Raw genomic sequence first — 18,845 nt, forward strand, 5'->3', positions numbered from 1 at the left:
AGGCGGTCGGATTCGCGCTGCCTTTAAATCCGCTTGTAGTCTTCAACATGTGACTAGATTGCTCCCGACTTGATTTGCCGTTGGCATCGCCGCGTCGAAAGCTAATCGTCACCAACATCCATTTGGATGAATCCACCCTAGCCAAGCAAGTAGCCCTACAAATAACAGCAGTGGTATCGTCAGGTCGAGCGATTGCTTGGCCTCACTTTCAATGTCAATAGTCATCGAATCGGGAACAGATTCTAATGCAATCGCGGCATCGTCCTCGACTCGTTGATAAAGTCTTTGAGATCGAGCATTGAGGGTCGTAAAATAATTATCTAGTCTAGTCACAAATTCCCGCATCGGATTATTTGCAAAATCTTCACTGGCTTTGACATGACGAACGATCGACTTTACCACTGGCAATGGTAAATTATAGTTATAAGACTTTGGTTGTCTATAATACTCCCACCAAATTGCTTGAGGCTCGATTTGATGCACGGACAGCATAGCTTCGACAAGATTAATAAATTCCGATCTTGCAGGTAGCCCCAGTAACACTTGCAAAATCTGAGCATCACAATATTCCTGCACTATAAAAAAACGAACTAAATCCTCGATCGGCACATTCATAAATTCTTGAGTTAAGAATTCATGAACTGAAGCAAGTTTTGATGAGTTGTTTGCACAGAAGATCGCTGTCAACCAAAGCGATTTTTGGCACATCATACCATCTACGCAGACCCATTCTTCCATGTAATTATGGGTAACATAATAATATCTTGTATTGAATGCCAAGAAAGGATACTTATCTCTAGCATAATTTGCGGCACGACCCATATTTCGAGCGCAATCCCTAACAGAACGATATCCAATGCTCGATGCTAATTCACTGACAGAATGAGTAGCTGCGCTCATGTCTTTTAAAATTTTATATCGATCGTCAAACTTTAATACCTGTCATGAAATATTTTCTAGATAACTTAATCTTTTCTAGGTTGAACTAAGTAATCCTTAATTCCTATTCTTGATATAATCAGACACAAATTCAAATGAACCTGTAGCTTCGATAGAATCAAAAATACAAAATGCCCAAAAATCCTGATTTTCTTCGCCCCTTTTGAGTAGATCGCATTCAGGAATTTTACTTTTAAATTCTGGAGTTATTCTCTCAATATGACCATAGCAGTCTATGGATCTATACTTGTCCTCGTAAATCTTGTAAAAAAGCCAGTTGCCAATCTCGATGTACTTGTTTGACTGTTTTGCTGCTTCACCATTTTTCTTTAACACTTTCAACTTTCTCCTACAACTTAGCTGTCGATAGTACGATCTAAAATATTCCCAAGCCCCTGTTTGTTTGGCTGGCTAATGTTAGATCGATCGCCACACACTCTCTTGCGATCGATCTAACAATGTCTGCTCTAGTCCTTGCGTCCACCTCGCCCCGATGGACTACTTTGGCTGGACTTAGCGGCTGGAGTGGAGACTTTAACTAAGACTTGAGTACCGACGATCTTGGCTTGGTAGGCAGTGAGGGGTTTGGTTGCTGGCCCATTTAATACCGCTCCATTAGCATCAAAACTCGCGCCATGACAGGGACAAGCGTATTTCTTTTCCCCTGCCGCCCACTTAACATCGCAACCTTGATGCGTACATTTAGGATTGACTGCAATCAATTGTTTGGGATTGGTGGGATTGCGGACGAGTGCGACTTCTTTGGTTTGCAAGTAGCCATTTTTATCTAGATCGCTTACCGAACCAATGACTGTGAAACCTTCGGGTTTTTTCTGTCCTGATGAGCTAATACCTTTACTTTGTAAATCTGAAGTGTCATCTTCAGCTATGTTCGCAACTGCCTGACGTGGCTTAAAGATCGTGATAATTGCGGGAAAAATACTGGCAATTGAAGCAATACTGAAGTAGGCAAGAAACGAACGGCGTTTAAACATGATTGCGATGTTTGTTACTGATTGGTTTACATAGTCGAAGCATACTTCTTGAAAATCATAGAGCGACGATATTTCTTGATGAAACACTACTTAGCTCTATTGTTACATAAATATTTTCGATTTAACTTGGCTATTTTTCCAATTAAATCTAAATTTTAAATCAGATCTAATTGCCAGATCAGAATATCTTAACAGAGCGGTCGATTGCGACACGATTGATAGAATGTTCGCCTGGATTTCCTTTAATAGTTAAATGCTTAATATTAGGCATCAAGCATATTTCTAGAGGAATGAATTCAAGTTTGTTAAATCCTAATCGCAAAATATGTATGTAATTCATTTTGGCTATTTTAGATGGTAAAGATTTAAGTTTATTTCCTGATAAATTTAACTCTTGTAAATGAGTTAGACGAACGATCTCGTTAGGCACCACCTCGATTTGATTCCAAGATAAACTCAAAGTCCTGAGATGGGTGAGTTGACATATCGATGTCGGAATCGAACGAATGTTATTGTCTCCTAAACCTAGCCGTTCTAAATTGGTTAAGCTGCCGACCCACTCTGGGATTGTATCGATGTAGTTGTTGCTTAAATTTAATACCTTGAGATCGGTCAGTTTCGCAATCTTTTCAGGGATTTGATCTAGGTGAATACCTACTAAATGAAGCTCTCCTGTCATCTCAGCTTGTGAAATTGCTTCGGAGATTTTCTGGATATTTAGCCATGAATGAATAGGTATAGCCATAGACCGATACAGCTTAACAAGTTTAGGGAAAACCCAATCGAGTATCGATCGACCACTCGACTTTAACCAGTAATGCTGCTGCAATATTAGCTGAGGAGAATCTATGGATCTGAAGATAAATCTGGTTGGGTACATAATTCCAAACTTCATAGATGAACGTACTTAATAAGAGGTTTGTCGATGTAACTTGTCAAGGTGTTAAAATAGAGCGACTGACGGCAGTATCGATCTAGATTTGGTAATCGCTCGACGATGGATAGATCGTCAATGGGATTATTCCACAAATCTATTTCAATGAGATTTTGGAGATTGGCGATGCTTTGGGGTAGTACCGTTAGTCGATTGACTTGAAGATCTAAGTAGGCTAAATTGGTAAGCTGACCGATGCTTTCAGGCAACCGTTCAAGATAGGAATTTCTCACCACTAAACTAGTTAGCTGACTCAAGTTACCGATAGCTGCTGGCAATGTGGTTAAGTGACTGTCAAATACATTGAGCTTAACTAGTTCTGGTAAGTTGCAAATTGACTGAGGTAAAGTTGTTAAAGATGAACGATTTAATGTCAGACTCCTGGTTGCCTGACACATCTATCTGAAACCCTGATTTCTCGTGAAATCGGAATCGATCCAGCACGGTAAATTAAGGCTTTGAGCCGATAATTCGTTAGATCGTGGGGTAAGCAGGATCGTTGCAGAACAAGGCTTTGAGGTACTTGTGTCAGGCAGTCAGGTCAGACTCTTGAGTGTTGCTGGAAATTCAATATCTGAAGGGATGTTCCCTGGCGGACAACAGTAGAGACTAAGATCCGAATTATCCTTCGCTAAGTGGGACGTAATGACTTCCCGCCATTGTTGCTGATGTTCTAGCTTTTTCAGACGATTGCGCTCGGCTGCTAGCTTCTGCTGTTTTTGCTCCAATTCGATCGTCCTTTGAGTGTTAATTCGGTCTAGATATTGGGAAAAGAAAGGAATTTTCATGGCAATCGCCTTTTACGTTTCAATGATTGGATTGGGATCTTCGATGTCTCGTTCGTCGGAGCGGCGATGGTCGATTGGCTCGGCTCCGACAAGTGCTAAGTATTTATTAACCGTTGCTGCCCAATGCTGCTTTTGCTCAGTTGGATTTTGGCGCGATCGTTAATTTCAGTCGGTAAAGCAAGAATAATCGATTCTCCGAAGGAGACGCTGTGCCAAAGGCAGGCTTACGCCAACGCGAACGGGCTAGCTGAGAATCCGGTCGCTTTTCAATTGCTTCGATCGTATTCCACAACTGAGAACGGCTAATATGTAACTGGCGATCTGCAATGACAGGTACGATAATTTCCGAATAGTCTACTCCCGTTCGATCGGTATAGTCATAAGTTACTCTCAATCGTTGACACTCAATTCGAGCTGCGGCAAAGTAAGCGGCACAGGCACAGGCGGATTGTCCAGCACTCCGAGCGATGACGTTAGCTCGATAATAAAATATAGCCACTATGATTGAATATGCCTGTGGAAAAGTGAGACGAAATTAGCTATTAGGAAATTCAATGGCATCAACAGCCTGTAGCCTGGATATCGAGATACCTGTTGCCAATATTTCTTGGCGAGAGCGAACATGTTGGGATGAGTTTACGAACGCAATCGAGTCGAATATAGCGTGACATTTTTTGCGCCAGCCATTAAGTAACGAGCGATATCCGAGTAACATTCCGGTTGCGGCATCTTCAATTGTTGAACTGTTGTTAAAAAACTTATCGCAAATGTATGAGTTTAATGTTGGGAATACTAGAGACTTGCCTTGTGCTTCTATGCTTACCTTGAGTGACGAATTTTGGTAAGCATGAAAGTAATTCTCATCCCCAAAATAATTATTTATCGCCACATGTACGGTACTTCCACCCATGACCTTGATGTATGCTGATAGCGAATCTAAACTACTTGTTAGCCGATCGATTACCCACAGCGTAATTAATGGTCGGTCTAATGCTGATAGCTCCGTAATCAAATGCTGGCTGTATTTTTCAATCCCCTCAATGCTAACGGCTGTGGCATTAACTATGATGATTTCATTGGGATGCCCAAAACCTAGATCGATTAAGCCACTCGCTCCTGACTCGGAACTTAAATCTAAAACGGCAAAAGGTAAATGACGATACGACCTGTGGACATCCATTAACCGTGACTCTGTTTCAACTAGAAAACAGCTTTGCTCGTTCTTGCTAAAGTAGTCTAAAATTGCCATTGTTAATAGGCTTTTACCGACCCCACCTTTGTTACTGCCGATGATATATATTGGTTTCATCGATTACCTTCTCCCATTTTAATAATTTGGTAGATCTACTAAGCAATACCGAATATATTCAGCTCTAAGCCAGTGCATCGAAATCTCTTGCGGTGACTCTTCTGTCTCATTTAAAGCAGCGAAATAGCTTTCTCTTTGTGCTGGATATAGTTCGATATGTCTACGAGCCAACATCACGTAATCTAGATTTAATTGCAGGTACTTCATGTTCTGAAGGTAAATTGAGACTTGGACTTAGCGTTTGATTTTCTGACTGTAACGAGGTGGTAAGGATTTAATTAATGTTTCCACTTCTTTGTCATTCAGGTCTTCAAGCGAACGCCCTTTTAATGATTTTTGCCAATTCACCTTTAATTTTTTAAGCTGTTTGAGCAGACCAACCGTAACATTCTCTTGTGCATACCGATCTTCGCTGCGCTTGAGGCTCTGTAACAGCCAGACAAAACTCAATCCGAGTAAAATTAGTGTGGGCATGAATCTCATTGACTCTGGGAGAATTTTGAGGCTGGGACGCAAGATGAAAGCAAAGAAGGTATTGAAAGATAAAAAGACCCAGACACTATAACAATGGTGGCGAATCTCGGTGATATCGATTTCTTTGCCGCGATTAATTAAATACGACTGGTAAACTCGTTCGGTCATTTGTCCGGCATAGTAACTAATCGACGCACAGATAATCAGCGTCAAGGGAGCTGCCACTATTTTCGGAATATCGATCGTGTGACTTGCGATGTAGAAGCCTGGACTGAATAGGCTACTGAGTTGGTTGGGGTCGTGACTCCACGCTCCAGAAAAATAATAGTCCCAATTACCCGCATACAGGTATTGATAGACGAAGAATCCAACCATCAAGCCAAAGTAACCATAAAATAGTAGCTCCCGATCCGATTTTTTGGCATGTTGCCAGTAATTGAGTTGCACGTCGATATCGATACAGGCGATCTGACAGCCGACACAGCCGCTCTTTTCACCCACTTTAGGATCGATCGTCCGACACATCGATTGAGTCAGCTTTGCCGAATCTAAATGAGCATCAGTGCTAACCAATCCGCGCGTACCCGTAAAAAATACTTGCACTGGAGCCATCGGACAGAAATACTGACACCATGACTTTCCTTTGAATAGATAGCCAACGACAACCGCTGCGGTAATTGTCGCCACTAGAAAGATCCCCATTCCCAAGCCGCTACCATTGGCAAATAGCAACCGAACATTTAGACCCAGATAAAACAGGAGTAATTGTAGGTAGAGATAGTTGCGCCCCAGCCAGGAATCCTTCGTCACCGCTGCTGGTTCGTACTTGACGCTGCCACTAACCGGATTGACTTTCTTAACTTTGCGTCCGCGTCCCAACGAACGAGCAATCTGGGAGAAAAAAGATAACGGACAAATCCGCCGCCAAGTGTCGTGTCCGCCTACTGTAAGGATGATGATACTTGATGGTACGACTATCCCCCAGAAAATCCGTGGAGCTAGAACGTAAGAGACTTGCTGCAAACACTCGCCCTGGACTAGTACGCAAACGCTCGGATCGATGTGTAAGGGGCTATCTAAATTGTCTGGATGAGTCAACCACCGCGAAACCGGATCGTAAAAACTTAATAGAATCAGCAGCGACCAGCCGATCGCGAGAACTTTACGAAACCTGTCGATCTGTTGCTCGGAAAATTTATTAATCATCGGTTCTAATTAATTTAGGGTAATTTGGCAAACGAGGTTTTTGGTGCCTTTCGTCTGCACTGCGGCTTTTTTGACGCAAGCCCGTACCGAGCGATTGCCCGATTTAAAAGTTTGATACAGCAATTTGCCATCGGGAGTCGCCAGCCATTCGAGGATCGCCCCGTCCCCCGCTCTAGCTTGTCTTAATTGGTTGGGAAACAATACGAAGAAGGCAATTAGGACACCTATTGTCAGCCCGACAGAGACTCCGATCGAGCCTCCGATCGCTCCAAACACCCATTTATGTAATCGACTCACTCCCGATTGCCCGATCAAGCGTTTGGTGGCAGTATCGATCGTTTTGGCGGCTTCGGCAGATCGCGCTTGCCCTTGGTCTTGCTGCTGGTAGAGGATTTTAATCATTGCCTCATCCCGCTTGTCCTGTTTTAACTGAATTTGTTCGACCGTATCATCAAGCAGCTTGGGCATGGCAACTGCAATACTGTCGAGCGATCCCGCGATTCTAGCTGCGTGAGCGTAAGTCCCCGCAACCTCCAAGGCTTCATCGTTTAGCCCCATCCCGCGCAGAGCAGCAAGTTTGTGGGCGACAGTCTGAAACTCATCCGGCTTAACTTGCGCTCTTAACTTCTCGATCGCTTGTGGCTGGTCGTTATTTTCGGTTCGGTTTACCTTTACCATTTTTAACTTGAATAACTTGAGGTATTACGTTAACTTGTTCGCTAATTTTCTCTACTTGTTGCGGCTTAATATCGGGTTTATCTTTGTAAAACTCGTAATAAGCTGCTACTTTTGGATTTCTATATACACTGATGCTTCAATTACTCCAATCGTTGCCAGGTTTGGAGGATTATTGGCTTGTTTTATGTAGTAATCTGCCTCTGCTGGACTCAATTTTTTGACTGAAACAATCTTAATATTGCCAGCCTTTACACTTGCTTTTGCCTCTTTCATCAACGGAGCATAAACTCCTATAGGGAAATATAAATGTTAATCATTATTAGTGTTAGTATCTGGTGGTGAATCAACTGGATCGAAGCAATCGGTTGACTGAGCGGAGTTTTTAGGACAAGTATTCTTGAGTAGATTGGCTACTGCTTTTGGGGTGACTCCGACTTTTTTGGCAGCCTGGGCGAAATTCATCCCTTGATTTTGACATTCTATGATTCGATCGATCTCTGGTGGTGTCAGCCGACGATCTTCATATATAGTCCCAGCTAATTCCGAAAAAGATTTTTGACATTTCTCACAAATATAACGTTGGTATTTCTGCTTTCCTCTTTTAGTTTTACCTCGTTTGTAAATTTTGGAATGACCACAATACATACAGTGCATAATGATTAATTACTATTGGGAATTGGGGCGTAGGCATCGAGGTGACGGTCTGGTAAGAATTTACGACTGCCGGAACTCGCTGGATCGGCTTTATCGACGAGCATGTTACGAATTTCATGGATTTTCTTCTTGTCGCGTTTATACATTGAATTAAACGCTAATGTCGTCTTAATCAGATCGTCGATCGTCACCGTTAAACTCTTACGTTCGCGGTGAACTCTGGCGATCGTATCTTGAGCGACTTGCTGAATTTCTGCGCCGATAAATTCAATGGAGCTATCGGCGAGGTGTTGCCACTCTTGCGGAGAGAAGACCGAATCGTCTTCATTGGCAAACCGTTTATCGTAACGTTTGAGAAATAGTCTAAATAGCTCTATGCGCTGTCCCTCATCGGGCGAATCGATAAAGAATATTCGATCGAATCTCCCCGAACGGGTCATTTCAATCGGCACTTCTGCCATCCGATTGAGGGTACCAATGACGAATACTTTGGCGAGTTTGTCGTTGAGCCAAGTCAAGAATGTTGCCAGAATCCGTCGATCGATTCCCGCTCCAAATAATTTCTCGATCTCATCGACAAACAGAATGCAGGGGGCGCAGCTTTCAATGGTAGTTAGTAGTTTGGGTAAAGCCAATCCTCCACCTTCGATAACGTAATCGATGCTCAAGGCGAACAGTGGATAACCTAAGATGGCTGAGATCGCGCGAGCTGAAAAGGTCTTTCCCGTTCCTGGTACTCCCGCCAGCATTACCCCTTTCGGGTAGGGTAAACCGATGGCTTCGGCGGCGGAACTGAGCCTGTACTGTAAATCTTCGATCCACCTCACTAACAGGTCTAAGCCGCCAATTTCGATGTGCTGGGGTGGTGGTTCGTAGCGGATACCCTTGAGTGCCAAACGTTTCGATCGAAATTGTTCGACTTGAGCGTAAGGATCGCGGAGGGGGTCGATCTTCCGCAAGCAGCCTTCTAAATCCGCGTGGGATAAACCCATCGACAACCGGATTAAGCGATCGTCTTGGGGTAAGGCATACTTCCCTAGTAACGCGTATATCTCTGACCCACTGGGCAACTCGACGATTCGTTCGGAGACTAAAAACCCTAAAGCGGAGGGAATCGGGGTTAAATCGGTTTGAAGTATGTATATACGTGTGGGTCGCTCGAATTCTTTGAAGTAGAGCGATCTCAATCGGTCGTAGACGATCTGTTGCTCCATCTGCTCTAAACAAGCTAGGGCACTCAGATAATCTACCCAAACTTGCATACTACTATTTGTACTCGCCGAATCTATAGGTTGAATTAGCCTGTCTAGATTGCTCAGTGGCTCCAAACTACTGGCAACTGTCCAAGTGGGCAACTTGCCAATTCCTAACCGGAGCGGCACCGCTGGCTCGTCGATGGGGTCGCAGCGCAGGACGATAATTTCAAGTTGATGTGTTTCACATGCCAACACTTTTGGTTTGACTCCGTTGTTGCGTGGGTGATTCTGGCTTGTTCTGTTTTTGCTGTGCGGCAATCCGCGATTGTTCGGCAGCCAACGTATTAGCCGCCTCTAAGTTGGCTCGATCTGCGGGTGCTAACTCGACCGCATCCGATTGGAAGGTCTTGAAAAATCCGTTAGTCATTTTGAGATCGGGATTATTGCTAACTGCCTTACCGTGCTGCGATAGTTGGAATTTATAGCGATCGAAGTTTGCCTGGGCTTCAAGGCTTTCTGGTCTGGCTTTGCCTTCAGGAGACTTGGTATAAAAGTTTTTGAGGTTAATCAAATCTTTGAGACTTACCCCAGGCTTAGAGCCATTCGGCGATTGTCCTGTAGTTAGAGCTTTCACCCCTGCCGCAGGAAGTGACTGCCCAGGCGGGACATTTGGCACTGAATCGGGCTGGTTATTGACTGCTGCCGTAGGAGCGACAATCGGGGCTTTGCCTGGAACTTCGTTTGCCAGCCCCTCGTTTTTTACGAATTGGCTGACGGCTGCATAGCGGGGAGCCGTGTATTCCTTGCTGAGAATGACATTCCCTCTCTCGTCCATATTGCCGAGGACGACTGGCTCTGGCGCGTCCACCTCGTACATTTTTATTTGGACGATCCCATCGCCCTCTCGCCCTGGAATTGGCTCGGCTTTAATGGTCGAGCCATTATCGAGTCTAACTTCACCATCGCGGTCGAGGCTGTCTTTAATTTCAATGAGAGCATCTACCTTCTGCTTGTTAGCGGTCGCGTCCGGTGCTTCCCCTGAAGACCGTGCCATCGACGAACTCTTTGTCATCCGTTCAAATTGGCGATCTGGTGGTTCGATGCCCGTCGCCCGTGTCACATCTAATTCATCTCGGAGCGACTGCTCGTTACGAACGATCGATGTTGCCCGTTGTTGTAAGTCATTAATCGAGTTGACGATCGGAATATTGCGGTTGGCTTTAAACCGCCTATCGCGATCGTTTGCTGAATAAATGACCTTGCCCTGGGCATCTGTCTCAAACAGTGTTTTATTACCAGACTTAATCAGTAAGTTCTCGCCATTGTTGATCCTCGACCCTTCGGAGCTAGAAATTAAATCGACGATCGCTTGCGCTTCAACTCCAGTAATTCCTGGTTTGAATGAAGTTTTCGTCTCCCAAAAATCGCTAAATTTGTAGAGCGTTTCGCCAGATGCTCTGGATGGCGAAAACTCTTCTTCATCTTGGGTTGAATTTGGCAACTTCTCTTCGATAGTAGGAGTAGTTGTTTCTTCTTCATCCCCCCGACCGCCTTGCGGCGCGCTTACGCGATTGCGCTCTGCTTCAACTTCCGATTGAGGGGTCGCTGTTTTACAGATTACCTCAAGATCTGCATACTCTAATTCGGATTTAGGCTGTGGCGATTCTTTGCTTGCCTTCAGATCGGGATTGTCTAGTGGAGCCTTACCATTCGATTTATCAGTTACTTGAATTTTCGGCTTACGACGTTCGTAGGCGTTATTTGCCATCATCACAATGAAGTTAACAGTATTTCGGGTGGTATTTTTAAGCTGCTCGTCGCCGATAGCTGAAGTCTCTCTAAGATTTCTAATCAATTCATCCAAACTAACTTGGGCTGACATACTTTCGCTTGCCTCTAGTATTGAATTAAAATTTATACGCACATTGCTATGACTGAATTAGCCGTCACCATTAACGGGATATTTTCAATCAGTACGCGACCCGTTTCGGTAGAGCGCATGTAGGCTAATTTACTATCGACCGCGATCGCTCGATAGGTAATCGGTAGCTCAAAATCTTCCTCTCGTTCTAAAACGATCGCCCCATTTTGGATCAGAACTAGTGTTTGAAAATCGTTGATAACCGCGATTTCTGGTTGTGACATATCAATAATTCGACTGTTAAATATTCAAGGTAGTCATCATTGAATGCGGCGGTTCTGCCATATCTTCAGTGACTTCTTCGGTCTGTGAACTTAGCGGTAAGATGTCGTTTAAGATTTGGTAATATTCCCGCATTAGTTGGGCATAATCCTGTTGCTGTGTTGGCTTGCCACGTTTGGCGACATCGCAGAGTAATCGATATTTGCGCTTGGATTCTGCCCTGAATTTGGTGTTGAGTTTTTTGCTGAACTTGAAGCTGTGTTTGTAAGGCAAACCTACTTCTTCTTTATTCCCAACAGTAGGAGCTTGAATGACACAAGTACCTTTCGGGAAATTCTGTGGTTCGTGTGGCTCTAATAGGGACACTTGATGGAGTTGAGTACCTGTCGTCCGACTGGTGCCGCTACCCTTGCCCGAATTGGTCGATTTGGAAACAGTCGGTAGTTCCATCTCTTGCTTGCAGAGTAAATCTGACAGGACTTTGGCTGTCTCTGGATTCCCAGGATTGAACCAGATTGTTGTCGCACAACTAGCGAGGAAACCCTCTGCCCTTGCCTTCCCGTATTTTTCCAGTTGACCTAAATACTGAATTCCCAAGATGAGACTGCATCCAGAAGACCGATAGCGGTTGAGCCAATCGAGAACCACTGGCATGTTTAAGGTGTCGAACTCATCGAGAATAATCACCAGCGGACGATCTCGTTGATATTTGAGGTTGTAGCTGACGATCTGTTCTAACGCCGTAGCAATTAGCGGTAATGTCGATTGTTCGTTGGCTTGGTTGACCCCGAATACTAACATCTGCTTGCCGTCTACCTTCAGTGGCTCGTCTGGGTTGAAGCGGGGGAAAGTACTCGTACCGCAGAAATTGTCAAGGAAGTTAGGCAGAATCATCGGCGAGAGAAACTTTGCCGCCGTCGCCAGTAATCCGCCCTCGGTATTGTTTTTTTCACCCTCCCCACTGCTGCTAGTCAGGATTGAAAATGCGCTGTAGCACCACGGCGGAATCTTATCGCGGTGCAGTTCCAGCCGTTTGGAAAGATTTGGCAGGGAGAGAATTTGACTCGCCATCAAGATATTTGCATAGCTGGGCACGTTGAGATATTCAGCGACCCATCTTGCCATCAAGAACGCACCTTCTAGGATTGTTTTACCCCCAGGATCGAAAAAGCCATCGGTTTTGGCATCTTTGCTGGCATTATTTCGCACCAAACAGCCGATCGCTTCTCTGACTCCCGCTAAATCCGCAGAATTCTTAATCAGATCGAAGATATTAAACGTCCCCGACAATAGGCTCCCAGGCGCGAGAGTGCGGACTTGATAGCCATAATCGATCGCAATGGGCATCAACGATTCAGCCAAGCCATTATTATCGAACTTATAATCGAATAGCACGATCGAACATGCCTCTTTGATGGCTGAGATCGCCGCAGGTTCGATGAAGTTAAGCGTCTTCCCCCACCCCGCTCCGCCGATAACCAATGTGCCGCAATTGATTTGGGGAAAAAAGAGGATGTTCTTGGCTCGATGCGGTGATTTCCATTGCTGGGGTGGCATCCCAATTGGTTCTTGGATGTAATAGGTTGCGTCGTTAAATTGAGAGTTCTTCCCGACACAAGCTAACCCCGCTGCTTTCGAGTTTTTCAGATCGTCGGCATTTGCCCACCGCGCTCTAGCCGTCTTCCCTTTTTTGGGGATTCTGCTTCGCAAGATAGTCATAATGGCAATCCCGACTAGCATCAAGCCAATGACTGCGACTTGCGGATCGGCTTTGAGTTTGGCAATAACGATATTTAATGGCTTTAAATCTATCGAAGTTGTGTTTTTCAATATCCTTGCTCGCAAATTTCAAAGTTTCGATCTTCACCTTCTTGCCGTTGGACGACATTAAAGCAGTGAAATTTAGGGGATGACTTAAACATCTCTTTGCCCACGCCAATATCTTCTAATTGCAATGAGATCGGTATTCCCTCTTCGGGTGTAACGATGTACAAACAGCCGAGTTTGCCGCAGGTTTCGGGGGCAATAATTCTAAACACAGTGTATTTTTGGTCTTGAGATTTAAACTGAGTAACACTAAGCTTGCTCCGCAGATAAGCAAGCGTTACCTTGGAATCTAGCCTCACTCCTGACTCGACAACTTTATCGATTTGTTCGCTAGTGAGATTAGGTATTTTATCTGGAGATTTGAAGATTTCTGTCTTCTGTTGAAAAATCAGGCGACTAGCTCCAAATGCCAGGGTGAGGATGGCAAGAATTACAGTTGTCGTCAATAAAAACTTCCAATTCTTATTCTTACCATCGCTTTTAGTTGACTCATCCTTGGCTGGTTTCTTGCTTGTTACTTCACTTTCTACTGGCTCGTCCTTAACAGGTTTAGTTTTAACTACATCACTTTTGGGAAGTTCACCTTTGGGTGGTTTACTTTTAGCGGGTTTACTCTCTGGTGCCTCGGTAAGTGGTGTTGTTACGTCTGACTGGGTGATTTTAAGTAGGATACTTTTTGGCTGTTGCTGTTCTGCCGTTGCGCCGGAATCTGAATCTACTGTTGGCAATTCGGTAGTGCTAGCTTTAATTTGATTGGGTTCGCTCGGCGTTAAATCCACTTAAATCTCTCCAGTAAACGATGTGCTGTGACGACTCGTACCTGCATGATTTTCTCCTAACTGATATTAGTAATATTCGACAGTGGACTATAAGAGCCGATCGTGTGCGAACCAAATAATTTCTGGTAAGCGATCGACGTGTCGGTTGTTGCTGGTGCCGCTGCTACTGTGGGTGCTATCTCTCCGTTGCTCTCTGTTGCTCCATTACTCTGTTTAGTGGGAATAATGGTCGGTAATGTTGCTGCCGCTGGAGCTGTAGGCGTTGGGGTAGTGGGAGTAGCGGTAATGTCTGGCATTTCCACTTTCATCGGGAACAGTGCCAGTTTATTCTTCTCGCTCACTTGCGGTAGTGGTAAGGCGATCGGCCCGATAAATTTCGAGCTACAGTTGCGCTCGAAGGCGATATTGGTACAAAAAGCCAAGTACAGCCGTTGTTCGACGGTGCCAGTTTTGGCGTTGCCGCGTTCTAGCACGAGCTTCATCTGGTCTGAATCGAATGCTGGTGCTACCCCAGGCGGTTCTTTAAAGTTCCACAGCGTCTTGCCAATCGACCCGACCCCACCATCGATCCATTTGGTTTGCCCTGGCTTATGTATTTGGATTGCCAAATTGCGATTGAGGGGATTCGATCTACCCGCGACCATGTTTTGTAAGACCGTATAGTCGCAATGAGGCTCTTTACAGGTGGAATTAGGGACGCGATTACTGCCCGAAATTAAATTGATCCCGGTAATTTTCTGCCCATTTTTCCCTGGCACCTCTGTCTCTAGATGATCGACCTTCATCAGATTGGCAGTGGTGAGACTAGTTGATGGCATCAATAAGATCTTGGCAAAGGAGACATCTGCTGCCAGTGGAAAGCTCGTCGTCGGTAAGTTTTGGATGTTGAGCTTATTGGCAAAGTCGCCATAGGGAATGTTGTGCATTCCGGTTTGGGCGATGGGGATGGCGGCACGGACATCCGCTGGAATTGGATTCGCACCGCAACTTGTCGCCGCAACACTTCCAAAAGTTGGCACCGCACCCGCCCCACAAGCTCCCCAAGAACCGACTTGCTCGGTATTGATGGCAACATTGGCCAGTTGCGGGAACGCCGTGACGAGTTGTTTGACGGGCACTTTATCTAGAAACTTGAAATTGCTTAATGCTCCTTGAACTGCTGTTTGAACTTCTGGGGTCGTGGGATAGATTTTTTGAGCTAAAGTCACCATCGACTCATTCCCGCCACTGCCGACACCCGTAAAAGCACCGATGGGCAGTTGCGACCACGATCCACCTTTAGCGATCGTCGTGGTAGTGGGTTGAGTTTGGGGTGTGGTGGCGGGAAATTGGATTTGAATGTTTTGAGTTGGTGGTGCGATATTTTTAAGAGTCACGCTCCCAAATGCGTCTTTAATCATCGCGATGGTCTTGGCGTTTTCCGCTTGGCTCAATGCGGACGCTTCTTGCGATTTCACGATCGTTGCCGTAGACCCGATCGCGAGTAAGGCTAAACTTCCAATTTTGATGATGTTCATCTCGCTTTTGCTGCCTCTTTAAATAGTGAATATGTCGGTAACAGATTGTCTTTAATGAACCTAAAAGTTTCGGTTGTTGACTGGTAGAGTTCGTAAAAAAGGATTGTTAAAATTACGGCGAGGACTAAATACAGTGTTAGCTTTAGGGTTCGCCACCCGATCGGTAACAAAACTCGTCTCATGTTCTGGCTGAGGGATTTTACTAACTTTGATGGTGATAGTATAAGGATGTAATTGATTGCGCCTGTCTTTGGTAATCACTCGAATCGTGCCTCTGTAGCCGATTCTTGCTGCCGAACGCGCACTAATTAACAGGATTGACGAGTTATTACATGCCGTGCGATTGCAACCGTTGGCATTAAACAGGAGGCTTTTGGTTAGCACTTCTGGGTTATCAACCATGATCGATTTGATGCGACGATCCGTGCGCGACCAATTAAATAAATGTCCGGTGCCTTGAGTGATATTTATCTCGATATTTCTGTTTTCAGAATTGAGATCTTTAGGGTGAGCGGGAGCTACAACGAGCATTGAAATACACCCAGCTAATCCCAGTAACCAAGATCTCAACTTGCTAACTTCGATTTGTCTTAGCATTACTTGAAACCTCGAAGAAAAGCGCGTCGTAAGAGCGACGATCGAAATAGAGCTGTGGACTGCCAACGACTCAACTACGGTAGCGGTGCCATTGCGGGGTTTTGTGTGGTTACAGGTTGAATGCTGCCTCCGTTATCGAATTGGATGGGGATGAGTCCCGATGGGGTTCCACCAGTAGTAGGTTGAGTAACTATTGGTGTGAGATTTTGAGTGTTTTGTGCCTCAATTAATTGAGTGGATGTGATAATTGGCGGCGATTGTGCGTCGATGCCACTATTGGCTGGAATCGGTGCGAATGCTGGTGTTGTGCTGGTTTCTACTGCTTGACTGGGCGCGGTCGATTGAGGTTGGGTGTTGACGATGTTATTTGGCTTGGTTGGCGCGATGGGAGATGTTCTCGTCGTGCTAGTTGACTGCGATGGAACAATGACGGGTTGAGTCGTCAGTGCTGGTTGCTGCTGTACGACTATGGGCTGAGTCGGTGTTGGGGTAGGTTGGTTAGTTGTTGTCGATTGTGGTGGTATAAATGTCGATCGAGTAGTTGTGGATTGGATTACTTGCGGTGTTGTCACCAGCGGACTTACCGCTGTTGGTTCACTCGGTATAAATGTTGGGTGGGTGGTAGTGGCAGGGGTACGAAGTGGTTGCTGGGGTACGAGTGTTGATTGGTTAGTAAATGACCGATCGATCGTGGTGGGTGTAGCTATTGGTTGGGCGATTACTCCGTTACTAGATTGAGGTACGACGGATGGCTGTGTAATGGCTGTGGTAGGATTCGGTGTTGTAGGTGATGGAGCTGTAACGATTGGTCGATCGGTAGTTACTGTTGGCGTTGGCGTTGAGAGTTGAGTAGGAGTAGACGGTCTGGATCTGAGCGGCTGTGTGGCTGTCGTGACAGGAGTAGGAACTACGCTAGTCGGTTGCGTAACTGCCGGACTGCTGGTTTGAATGGGGGCGATAGTCGGTTGAGTATTAACGACGTTATTGGGTTTAGTCGGCGCAATCGGGGATAGTGTATTTATTCCCTGATTCACTTGGGTCGTTGGTGGAGTCGCAGGTTGAGTTGTTGCCGTTACAGGTGAGGGTGCAACAACAGGCTGAATATTTGCCGTTGTCGGTAATGGCGAAACGACAGGCTGAGTCGTCGCGGTTACTGGTGTTGCCGTAGATGAAACAGGCTGAGTATTCGCAGGTGTGGGTGGTGATGGTGCGACGACAGGCTGAACATTGACCGCACTAATCGGCTTAGTCGGAATCATTGTTGGTGGCTGCTCGACATCCCCACCACTCAGAACTTGACCCTGTGCTGGCGTTCCTGTATTGGCTGCGGTCACATCCGAAGAAACTGGAACAGTAACGGTAGCCGCCGCTGCGACAAACACTCGCACCGGACTCCGTACTGGAATTTCATTGAGCTTGCTCGACTGTTGCAGTTCTTGTGCTAGAGCGTTTGCTCTGGCTTCTTTGGCTTTGGCTAACGGGCTAAATGCACCGTTAAGTAAGGCTCCAGGGATATTCACACCCCCATTATTGGTTTGGACGACCGAAGTACCCAATCCCGAAGTGTTCACTACAGAGGTATTTCCAGAGTCCACCAAAGCTTTCCCTACACTTCCCGCAGCTCCCCACATAGCAGCGGTAGTATCGGCACCTGATAATTCGCCTTCGAGCAATGAGCGTTGGTTGGCAACTAGAGCCGCGCTATTACTCGCTGTCAATGCAAAGGCTCCGACAGGCACTTTGATTTCAGTACCGTCGATAAAAACGCCTCTAGAAGTAGCTGTGACCGCGCCGTTATCATTAACTGTCGCCCCAAATTGAACGATCGTGCCTGCGGGTAAATTGAATCCCTGCGACAGTTGGATCGGTTGGTCGAGTTGGACGGATAATGGTGTTTCCGTGCCGTTGGTGGCACTGTTGCGACTGAGCGAGGTATACGGCGTAACCGTGTGTGCCGCTACATTTGCGCCGACAGGTAAACTTAGTGTTAGTGCTGAACTATCATCACTAGCTAAAGTCATTGCTCCATTGTCGGACTTGTCATTATCGCCACCAAACATGCCCAACGCTGACGCTTGTTCAAAGCTCAATGGTGGCTGCTCTGGTTCGACTGGTTTGACTCGAACGGGCTGAGTGGGCTGGGTCGCGACGGGAATCGGGGTCGGACGCGGCTGTTGGATGACTGGTGCGGGTGTTGGTCTTGGAATCGGACGCGCGACGGGTCTTGTTACCGGAATCGGTACGGGTCGAGCGACAGTTGCGGGTGTGGCGGCAACAACTGTCGGTGGTGGGACGGCAATAGTTCTAGGTTGTGGTGCTGGAGTCTTAACTACTGGCTGAAGTTTGGGCGGTTGTGCGGCAACCGTCGGTGATGGTGTTGGTGTTGATGCTGGCTTTGGTGTCTGCGCGACAGTCTGGGGTTTGCCTTTGGCTTGAATATCGAGTGCGCTTTGAGTCTTGAGATTTTCAAGTTCGCGATCTGCCAGCGAAGAAGTAGTGTCCTCTACTTCAGGAGCAGTGGGTTTTGTTGCCGTGGGCGTACCGCCGAGTCCAAACAGTACGGTTAATGGTACGCCAACTGCACCGAGTCCGATCGCTCCAGCTACGATATATTGTAGGAGCGGGTTTTTGCTACTGGGCTGTAAGTCGAGCGTTCCTTGGATGTCGGTATTGCTCTGTGAAGATGATATGACGCTGCCGTCGTCCGCTTGAATCTTGGTCGTTGGGGATAGAATTGGCGTACCGAGTTGGTTGCCGATTTCTTGGAGTCGGCGTTCGCTTTCAGGGATGTTATTGTCGCTCATGATAA

The 18,845-nt window shown here is 46.0% G+C and carries 21 protein-coding genes; all 21 read right to left on the reverse strand.

All coding sequences use genetic code 11. The features are described from left to right. Positions 1–108 precede the first annotated feature (108 nt). Entirely contained in the window at positions 109–900 is a 792-nt protein-coding gene (locus CHA6605_RS08585; RefSeq protein ID WP_015159079.1) for a hypothetical protein, read from the reverse strand. Positions 901–996: 96 nt separating this feature from the next. Next, a complete protein-coding gene (locus CHA6605_RS08590) occupies positions 997–1,275 on the reverse strand; it encodes a hypothetical protein (protein ID WP_015159080.1) in 279 nt (92 codons plus the stop codon). Between the two features lie 131 nt (positions 1,276–1,406). Beyond that, a complete protein-coding gene (locus CHA6605_RS08595) occupies positions 1,407–1,934 on the reverse strand; it encodes a QcrA and Rieske domain-containing protein (RefSeq protein WP_157259925.1) in 528 nt (175 codons plus the stop codon). Between the two features lie 178 nt (positions 1,935–2,112). After that, on the reverse strand, positions 2,113–2,679 hold the full coding sequence (locus CHA6605_RS08600; protein WP_015159082.1) for a leucine-rich repeat domain-containing protein: 567 nt from the start codon (positions 2,677–2,679) through the stop codon (positions 2,113–2,115). Positions 2,680–2,825: 146 nt separating this feature from the next. Beyond that, complete coding sequence (locus CHA6605_RS08605) at positions 2,826–3,266, reverse strand: leucine-rich repeat domain-containing protein (RefSeq protein WP_015159083.1); 441 nt, start codon at positions 3,264–3,266, stop codon at positions 2,826–2,828. 138 nt (positions 3,267–3,404) lie between these two features. Further along, entirely contained in the window at positions 3,405–3,656 is a 252-nt protein-coding gene (locus tag CHA6605_RS08610; RefSeq protein ID WP_015159084.1) for a hypothetical protein, read from the reverse strand. A gap of 136 nt (positions 3,657–3,792) precedes the next feature. Further along, a complete protein-coding gene (locus CHA6605_RS08615) occupies positions 3,793–4,155 on the reverse strand; it encodes a MobA/MobL family protein (RefSeq protein ID WP_015159085.1) in 363 nt (120 codons plus the stop codon). 36 nt (positions 4,156–4,191) lie between these two features. Further along, positions 4,192–4,965 carry an ATP-binding protein gene (locus CHA6605_RS08620; protein ID WP_015159086.1) on the reverse strand — a complete coding sequence of 258 codons (774 nt, stop codon included), beginning with the start codon at positions 4,963–4,965 and terminating at the stop codon, positions 4,192–4,194. An 18-nt stretch (positions 4,966–4,983) separates the two neighbouring features. Further along, complete coding sequence (locus CHA6605_RS08625; RefSeq protein ID WP_015159087.1) at positions 4,984–5,172, reverse strand: hypothetical protein; 189 nt, start codon at positions 5,170–5,172, stop codon at positions 4,984–4,986. A gap of 27 nt (positions 5,173–5,199) precedes the next feature. Further along, positions 5,200–6,645, reverse strand: coding sequence for a 4Fe-4S binding protein (locus CHA6605_RS08630; protein ID WP_015159088.1), 1,446 nt, complete (start codon positions 6,643–6,645; stop codon positions 5,200–5,202). Between the two features lie 9 nt (positions 6,646–6,654). Then, entirely contained in the window at positions 6,655–7,323 is a 669-nt protein-coding gene (locus tag CHA6605_RS08635) for a hypothetical protein (protein ID WP_015159089.1), read from the reverse strand. Positions 7,324–7,428: 105 nt separating this feature from the next. Further along, on the reverse strand, positions 7,429–7,596 hold the full coding sequence (locus CHA6605_RS33915; RefSeq protein WP_015159090.1) for a hypothetical protein: 168 nt from the start codon (positions 7,594–7,596) through the stop codon (positions 7,429–7,431). A gap of 36 nt (positions 7,597–7,632) precedes the next feature. Further along, complete coding sequence (locus tag CHA6605_RS08640; RefSeq protein ID WP_015159091.1) at positions 7,633–7,977, reverse strand: IS1/IS1595 family N-terminal zinc-binding domain-containing protein; 345 nt, start codon at positions 7,975–7,977, stop codon at positions 7,633–7,635. Positions 7,978–7,982: 5 nt separating this feature from the next. Then, positions 7,983–9,428, reverse strand: coding sequence for an ATP-binding protein (locus tag CHA6605_RS08645; protein ID WP_015159092.1), 1,446 nt, complete (start codon positions 9,426–9,428; stop codon positions 7,983–7,985). Beyond that, the gene (locus CHA6605_RS08650; RefSeq protein WP_015159093.1) at positions 9,415–11,055 is read right to left on the reverse strand and encodes a hypothetical protein; all 1,641 of its coding nucleotides are present in this window, start codon (positions 11,053–11,055) and stop codon (positions 9,415–9,417) included. Before CHA6605_RS08650 ends, CHA6605_RS08645 begins: the two co-directional genes overlap by 14 nt. Before the next feature lie 32 nt (positions 11,056–11,087). After that, positions 11,088–11,318, reverse strand: a complete 231-nt coding sequence (locus tag CHA6605_RS08655; protein ID WP_015159094.1) for a hypothetical protein — start codon at positions 11,316–11,318, stop codon at positions 11,088–11,090. Between the two features lie 16 nt (positions 11,319–11,334). Next, positions 11,335–13,146, reverse strand: a complete 1,812-nt coding sequence (locus CHA6605_RS08660) for a type IV secretory system conjugative DNA transfer family protein (RefSeq protein WP_015159095.1) — start codon at positions 13,144–13,146, stop codon at positions 11,335–11,337. After that, positions 13,143–13,922 carry a hypothetical protein gene (locus CHA6605_RS08665; RefSeq protein WP_015159096.1) on the reverse strand — a complete coding sequence of 260 codons (780 nt, stop codon included), beginning with the start codon at positions 13,920–13,922 and terminating at the stop codon, positions 13,143–13,145. The genes CHA6605_RS08660 and CHA6605_RS08665 overlap by 4 nt, the downstream gene beginning before the upstream one ends. A 56-nt stretch (positions 13,923–13,978) precedes the next feature. Beyond that, a complete protein-coding gene (locus CHA6605_RS08670; protein ID WP_015159097.1) occupies positions 13,979–15,439 on the reverse strand; it encodes a hypothetical protein in 1,461 nt (486 codons plus the stop codon). A 60-nt stretch (positions 15,440–15,499) separates the two neighbouring features. After that, positions 15,500–16,036, reverse strand: coding sequence for a hypothetical protein (locus CHA6605_RS08675; RefSeq protein ID WP_015159098.1), 537 nt, complete (start codon positions 16,034–16,036; stop codon positions 15,500–15,502). Between the two features lie 74 nt (positions 16,037–16,110). Beyond that, entirely contained in the window at positions 16,111–18,840 is a 2,730-nt protein-coding gene (locus tag CHA6605_RS08680) for a hypothetical protein (protein ID WP_015159099.1), read from the reverse strand. Positions 18,841–18,845: the final 5 nt, after the last annotated feature.

Source organism: Chamaesiphon minutus PCC 6605 (assembly GCF_000317145.1).
In the GTDB taxonomy this organism is placed as follows: Bacteria; Cyanobacteriota; Cyanobacteriia; order Cyanobacteriales; family Chamaesiphonaceae; genus Chamaesiphon; species Chamaesiphon minutus.